Source organism: Nocardia sp. NPDC004722, assembly GCF_053601505.1.
Genome location: NZ_JBSGBY010000607.1, coordinates 1 through 4,947, shown reverse-complemented (window position 1 = coordinate 4,947; position 4,947 = coordinate 1). Strand labels below are relative to the sequence as shown.

Below are 4,947 nucleotides of genomic sequence, written 5' to 3'. Positions count from 1 at the left end.
CGGGACGCGGCAATGTAGTGCGTGTGCAGACCCGATGACATGATCATCGTCATGGATGAGCCCATCGATCAGCGGATCAAGAATGCGTCCTCTGAGCAGTCGAGCGACTGGGTGCCGCCGGTGATCGCTGCGTTGAAAGCGGAACAGAAGAACTGGTACGACCAGTGCCTCGCGGTTGGTCAGAAGTCCGACTGGATGCTGACCGAGCCGAATCCCGCTGCTTCATCTGACGACATCCGCGCGGCCGAGGCCCGGCTCGGGATCCGGTTCGACGACCAGTACAAACAATGGCTCGGTCATGTCAATGGTTGGAAGTCGTTCTGGGGTGGCGGAGAACTCTATGCGCTCGGGGACATCTCGAAGGACTCGCCCGAGCACAAGGTCATGCTCGAGGTTTTCCACGACTTTTCGGTCCAGCCCAGTGACCTGCAAATGGACTCCTTCGACAATCTGATCATCATCGGCGGTACCGCCGACGGCATCCAATACGTGACTGTCGGCGGCCTCGAACAGCAGTGCGCCTCCGCGCCCGTGTGGGAAATCGAGAGCATCGAGTGTATCCGCTTCGGGGATCTCAGGGAATTTCTGGACCGGAAAATCACCTTGGCGAGGATGATCGTCCACCAGATGAAGACCGAACACAACTGATCCTAGGTCGCCCGTTCCCAAGGTCGCCGGAATCGCGTACCACCACCAGGGATCACACGAAATTCGGCAGGATAGTGCGTTCGGGTCGACACCGGGGGCGGTGGGCTTGAGATCAAAACCGTTCGGCCTCAGCGACCTTCAGTGCCGACCGCTTGGCCGCTTCGGACCGCGCGGCTCGCGGCATGTGCGGACACTGCAACGGCCCCGAGATGCCTTGTGGCCACATTGATCTATTGATCCTGGGGCCCACCCGACCATCGAGGGATCGGCCCGGCATCTCGCAGCGGAGGCGTATTGCCGTGCGTCGTGATCGCCGAGCGCGAATGCGGCTCATCAAGGCATTTCGCGTCGCGCAGACGCGGAGCATGCCGCTGTGAAAACCCCTCCGAGCGCTCACGGAGTCGATGTCTGTCGGGCCGGTATGGCAGGGTCTCCTACGTATGTGGAGCGAATCGGGGAGTTCGGCATGACGGTGGGTTGGGACGCGGCGCGTGTGGTCGATCTTGCGCGGCAACTACGGGGTGCGGAAACCGGTGGCTGGCGGACGGCGGCGCTGCGGCGACTGGTGACGGGGCTCGGATGGCAGTGGCAGGAGACCGCCGACGGGGTGCGGCTGATCGGGGGTGTGGGACCGGACGACCTGCCGCAGTGGGCACCTCGGCTGCGGCGAGTCGACCGGTTCGAGAAGGAACATGTGCACGAGGGTGAGGACTACGTGGGGTTGTACGTGCCCATCGCGGTCCCGGAAGGTGGAGCGGCGGGAAAGGCTGCCGCGTTCCGTGCGGCGGGTGAGGCGCTGACCCGAGAGTTCGGCCCGGCCCCCATCATGGGGGCCTACGGCGAACTCGGTCCGTTCTACGACTCGACTCCGCGGTGGGGCAGCCCCTTCCGCCGCTGGCGTCAGCAGGTGGACACCCTCGAATTGCGCGCCGGCGAGCACGGTCCTGAATTGCTGCTGCAGCCGACCGCTCCGGCGGAGAACTGGTTCTGGAGGCAGGGCCACGGCGAGAACTACGCCATCGGTGGCTTCTTCGGCTCGAACCGGGATCCCGCCAATGCGGGTCTGGGCTTCCCCGGAGGGTGGCGCACCGACGAATGGGACGTCTTCCTTCGCGCTCTTACAGATTTCCTCTGGAACCTGCCCGCTGAAACCCATGCGCTCGGAATAGAATTGGACCTGGGCTTTCATGCCCTGGTGCCCGGCAGCGGGGGGCCCGTCGTATTCCACATCGCATGCGGCGCGCGCCTCGAGGTCGCGTACGACACGGAGGGACTCGGCGCGAGTATCGCCGACCCCGCCTCGCTCGGATGGATTCCGGAATCCACGCGGCCCGCCGCGCTCGAGCACTGGATCGAATCCCACTATCACTCGGGCGATTTCGGTATCGGCGAGGTCGACGGTCCCGGTCTGGCTCGTATGATGGTCGATACCCTGCGCGGCCTGGGCGTCGCGTCCCCGCGGGACCTCAGCCTGAGCGACCACGCGCAATCGGTGGCCGGCTATCGCGTCGACTACTACGGTCTCACCCTGGAAGAGAACCCTTGACCAGAGGGTTCGCACTCACCATGTCAGCCGTTGGGTGTATCGGAACCAAGGCCCGTCGTGCTGTTCGTAGGTCGTGGTGGTATTCGGCGCTCGGGCGGGAAACCCGTTCGGCAGGTGGACAAAGCCGAGCGTCTCGGAGACTGTGTCGTCGAAGGCGACATCGGTGGACAGGGCACACCCGCCGACCACCTCCTGCACCGTGAGGATCGTATAGACGCCGATCTTGCGTCTATACGGATTCTTCGCGCAGTCCGCCGCCGCCTGCGCTATCGCAACCTTGGATTTGCGCCGGTCAGCGACTGCGGCAGATCGGTCAGGTTGATGAGCAGTGCCGGAACGATGAGACTCAGGACGAAGGCGCGGTAGCGGATCAGCCCGATGAGCGCGAACATCAACCGCACTGCGCACACGGCGGCGGCACCTTCGCTGCGGTTCCGCAAGCTGGGCTGTGTGTCACGCGTGCTAGCCTGCGCTTGACCACCTGCAAATGGAGCCATTACAGGGCGTTCGGCGACACGCAGAACCTGCCGGGCGCGCTCTTCGGCCACGTCGGATTTCCCCGATACCAACGGATCTCAGCCCGGTCGGCTGACGTCAAATTCACCGATAGCCGCCGTCACCATTGACCAGCGTCGCCAGGATGACCCGGATCAGTGGCCGGTGCGGTGTTCAACCTGGTCCTGATCGCCGAATATGTTCTTTCTCACCGCATTCCGGGAACGCTATCGCACCGGTTGAGATGCAGGTGGTCTTGCCGGGCCTATGCCAGGGTCGTTCGCCGGACTATCGCTACGATCAAGTGGTTGAAATGCCTTATCGCTCAAGGTGATCGATGCATCCGCAGGCAGTAGCGGACGTCCGGGACGGCTCAGATCGGCACGGCCCGTTGATCTTCCGCTGTGCCGCGCTGGCCGGTTCGATCAGCGCGGCATGCGGCATGACCGGATATTTCGTGGCGTGTGCGCGTTGCGGTTAGGTTCGTGTGTGGCTGGGATAATTGATCGTGTCGAAGGGCCTTGGTGCAGTGAGCAGATTCGCTGAAGTTATCGTCTTGGCGCGCCGAGCCGAGGATGTCATGGAGCACCTGACAAGAGCCGACGAATCCCGGTCCCGGCCGTGGCATCAACTCTTCGTAGAAGTCGACGACGCTGTCTTCTCCGGCGCAGGCTTTCCATATGGTTCGGACGAGTGTTACGCCTGGGTGATCCAGTTCCATCGGAACACCTGGGGCGATCTGCTTTCGTATCTCGAATCGCTACCGTGGCCGCGACCCGAATCGGTACAGGTCCTCGTCCACGACGAGAACGACGACTGTTTCGGTCTGTGGATGATCTACGACGGCAAGCTGTCCGAGGTGCCTCTGCCACGTACCCGCCGGGAGCCGTATACCAGCTCTGTCACCGGTGTCCTGTTCAGAGAAGACCCGCCCACAGACCGCTGAGCCCGCCCGAATGCACGCTCGTCGGCATGACAGGGCACCACGATGGTCCCGAGATGCCCAGGTGCAGTTGATCTTCGGCTAGGTCTCGCTGGCCGCCTGCGGATCATCCGAGAACCGCCGATTGAGAACGGTTACGAGTGGCTGGCATCTGTTGGGGAGGATCGCGTTCGCTGGTCTGCCATGGATTCCGCTTCGATGGGTTGTCGGACTGGACAGCTACCGTGTTCGAGGCGTGCGGGTATGGAGGTAGGCGATGGGGTTCGAAAACGACAGGCAGGCATGGGCTGCGGTTGCCCGTTGTCTCGCGCCTGCGTATGCCAGGGTGCCTGTGCGAATCCTGGAGGGCGTGGGTGAGGATCCCTTCGATGACATGCGTTGGGCGCTGAGCGATTCAGGGTTGACTGCATATATCGACTGGCGTTGCGACCCTGACGAAGTCCGTCGCGATCTGAAGACGATGCGGAAGTTTCCGCGCAGGTTCCGGTGGGACTGGTACCACGAATTTGTTGGCGGCGGCATGGATTGGGATCCCGGCGAGGACACTCCCAGGCTGCTCGAGGAGATCGGTGAGCGTTGCCTCGACCTTGGACACGCCCTGCTTTCACTCGAGATCGACGCTGACGGCTATTGCCTGACCGCGATCGATGAGAAGCGACTCGATACCGTGCTCGGTTTGACCGCCGAGGCGGGTCACCGGTTCCGAGTGGTCCGTAAGGGATGTTGGACAGCCCGGGCCGCCGCGTCCCCTGCAACGGCCGCGCCTGCCGTCCCCGCGCTGACGGCGCTGGACATCGAGGAGGTAAATCACACGCTACGGCTGATCGATCTGATGACGGAGCGGTTGGCTGCGGCAATGATCGACGCCGGGTTCGAGCGCTGCGTTCCGCTTGATGACGGACCGACCGAACATTTCCGCGACGGCATGGTAGTGACGCGAGATATGTGGTTCAGCGCCGAAAGCAGCTTGTTTCCCGCGACGGTCACCGCGGTCGGTGCTTCGCTCGTGCGCGAACCTGGACGGATTGCGGTCCGAGGCCGCGCGTGGTTGGGGTCCCCGGCAGTCGCGGAGTTCCTGCGGATGGGGTCGCCGAACGCGCGCGGGGCCGGGTTGATCGAATCGGTGCCCTTCGGGTTCTTCGACGACCCACGAGCCATGAATCGCGCGCTCTACGGCGAATCCGAGGCCGCCCTCGACGGCCTCGTCACCCGATTCATGGCCTACGTCCACGGTCCTGCTACCCAATGGTTCGCCGACCGTGACTCACTCGACAAACTGTTCGCCCTCGCCCCGACCGGCAACCCGAGGTCGTAT

Annotated in this window: 6 protein-coding genes; 4 read left to right on the top strand and 2 right to left on the bottom strand. The window is 63.5% G+C overall.

The genetic code is table 11. From position 1 onward, the window contains the following. The first annotated feature begins 51 nt into the window (after positions 1-51). Positions 52-648 (top strand): SMI1/KNR4 family protein, encoded by a 597-nt coding sequence (locus ACWELQ_RS37870; protein ID WP_452401828.1) that lies wholly within the window; start codon positions 52-54, stop codon positions 646-648. Positions 649-1,114: 466 nt separating this feature from the next. Then, the gene (locus ACWELQ_RS37865) at positions 1,115-2,194 is read left to right on the top strand and encodes a hypothetical protein (protein ID WP_452401827.1); all 1,080 of its coding nucleotides are present in this window, start codon (positions 1,115-1,117) and stop codon (positions 2,192-2,194) included. A gap of 15 nt (positions 2,195-2,209) precedes the next feature. On the opposite strand, the gene ACWELQ_RS37860 is transcribed toward ACWELQ_RS37865, so the two are convergent. Together ACWELQ_RS37860 and ACWELQ_RS37855 are read right to left on the bottom strand one after the other, a co-directional pair. After that, on the bottom strand, positions 2,210-2,392 hold the full coding sequence (locus ACWELQ_RS37860; RefSeq protein WP_452401826.1) for a hypothetical protein: 183 nt from the start codon (positions 2,390-2,392) through the stop codon (positions 2,210-2,212). 68 nt (positions 2,393-2,460) lie between these two features. After that, entirely contained in the window at positions 2,461-2,604 is a 144-nt protein-coding gene (locus ACWELQ_RS37855; RefSeq protein ID WP_452401825.1) for a hypothetical protein, read from the bottom strand. A 593-nt stretch (positions 2,605-3,197) separates the two neighbouring features. On the opposite strand from ACWELQ_RS37855, the gene ACWELQ_RS37850 reads away from it, so the two are divergent. Next, a complete protein-coding gene (locus ACWELQ_RS37850) occupies positions 3,198-3,635 on the top strand; it encodes a hypothetical protein (RefSeq protein ID WP_452401824.1) in 438 nt (145 codons plus the stop codon). 346 nt (positions 3,636-3,981) lie between these two features. Then, the coding region (locus ACWELQ_RS37845) for a DUF6630 family protein (RefSeq protein WP_452401823.1) at positions 3,982-4,947 on the top strand (966 nt) is incomplete at its 3' end.